Source organism: Legionella qingyii, from assembly GCF_003184185.1.
In genome coordinates this window covers 1-2,120 of the sequence record NZ_QHJG01000058.1, presented here as the reverse complement: position 1 = coordinate 2,120, position 2,120 = coordinate 1, and the positions used below count along the sequence as shown (strand labels likewise).

Here is a 2,120-nt window from a genome sequence, read left to right as displayed (position 1 = left end):
GGAGTTCCAAAGTCTCTAATTAATTCATCGCGTTTGTGAGCAATAAAATCTTGTCCTAAAGCCTGGAGTTTATTTAATGAGTGCATATCGCCTGGATGGCTAAATAGTTCGTCGCGAGCTGACTCTCCTATTTTGCTTGCTACAAATGCAGGAAACGCTTGATTCAGATCGGTATTGATTTGCGATGAATGAGATTCAACAAAGCTTTTTGCTTTGGAAATTCGTTCTGCTCGATTTAGGTTTGTATCGTAACTACGACTTGCAGTCTCTGCAGCGCGTAAATCTGCTCCCAATTGATTTGAAAGAGAAGAAGATTGAGAATGATTGTCATCAAAATGATGCGTTTGTGAAAAATGTTTCACATAGTTAAGTGCATCATTAAAGTCACTTGCTTCACGTGCAGAAATACTGCCATCCATTCCCGTGTGGTAGCGATCGCTACTTGAAGAGGTTCGATCAAATTTAAGATGTGTATTACCTCCTGCATTAAAACCTGTCCCCCATTGAGCTACCTTACCTATTAGACTTCTATTTGATTTCACACCAGCATGAGCACCCCAACCACCACTGGTTAAATGAGAAAGAGCATCCTCTTTACTTACTCCATTTCGTTTCGCCACATCCTCTGCAATATGGCTAATCGTCGATAACGCTTTAGAATATTGACTTGACTCACTATTAGATACTCCATCACCTAGTCGCATTTCATGACCTTGTAATTGGGAGAGTTGTAATGCCCGATGGGCAAAATGGGATAAAGCAGATTGATAATGATTGGATTCATTAAGAGCAGCTTGACGTGACTGCTCATAAGCTTGGTTAAGTGATGTGCTTAAACCTTCTGATGTATTAATAGATACGGCACTTCGTGTCATTCCAGGACTGACGTCGAAAACTTTTTCGCCGTTGCCTGTAACGGTTTTTAATACCCCAGTTCCCATTTGCTCAGTATTCATACCATGCATGTGTGTCCAATTAGAGTCATGTTTATTGGCTGAAAAATTATTGGCAGTCGTATTATAGAAACTGGTTTGTCCTAGACCAAAAGAGCTACTGGCCGCCTCTCCTGCTACGGACATGCTAGAACCTTGCATATGGCTCATCATGCTGGTGGCTAAATTGCTGAATGCTCCACCAAGATTAGAAACCAAGCCATGGGATAAAAAAGGAATTAACATCATTAAATAGCCACAAGCTCCTGAAATATCCGCATGCAGTTCATCAATTTTATCAAGATTCACCATCGTAAAATGGCCGTATTCAGCAGATGTTGAAGCGCCATAAAGAGTCATACCAGCATTTAAAATGGCAAATAGTACAGGCCAAAATTGCAGTGACATGAAAAATTGCAGATATCCATAAAGAATTCGAATTCCGCCGGGTAAAGTAGCTAATGCAATAATTAAGGGAAAAACACCAAATAATAAAAGGGTCAAACAGGTATGGGTAATAGGTAAAATCCACAAGGCTTTCTTGCCTAAAACCTCCCAACTCCAACGATGCTGTACCTGAGATTTGGTAAATTGCTGATTAACCACTCCGGCCGTAGCATCAGTAAACGCTTGATAATGAGCAACACCTTCTCCCATAGCATTAATCATCATGCTTTGTAAAAAGATATTGCTTGCCGTATCTGTTAAGCCCTGATAATAATCAAAAGCTGATTTTAGATGGGTATTAAAAAGTGCTTCATAAGTTGTATTTTTAGGTTTGCCAAACAAATTGACCCCAAAAAACGTATATGCTTTTTTAATTTCAGCATCTAGTTTTTTACGTAAACTGTACTGTCCATCAGGTTTGGAGGCATCCGAGCAAGTAACAAGTTTGCCATTCACACTGATCATACGAAGGGGTGATGCTTTGGAGGTCAATAAATTCCAAATATCTGTGGAATGCGCTAAATCACCAACACTGTACTTGCGGTTCATACGAATGTCTCCAACCACGCAGACCCGAAAATACTCATTCATTTCTTCTTTTAACACAGGATCTTTAATTCGAAAGGAAGTTGATGCCTGAATTAGGCGAGAACCAAACAACGCGCCTGTTTTGGTGTACTGCAAATCATCAGGCATAGTGAGCAGTGCATCATACGTTTGAGCAAGGCCATAACCAATCGT

1 protein-coding gene is annotated in these 2,120 nt (G+C 40.2%); it reads right to left on the bottom strand.

All coding sequences use genetic code 11. From position 1 onward, the window contains the following. Window positions 1-2,120, bottom strand: a 2,120-nt coding sequence (gene traG, locus DGG96_RS19855) for a conjugal transfer mating-pair stabilization protein TraG (RefSeq protein ID WP_110144222.1), incomplete at both ends; no start/stop codon positions are given.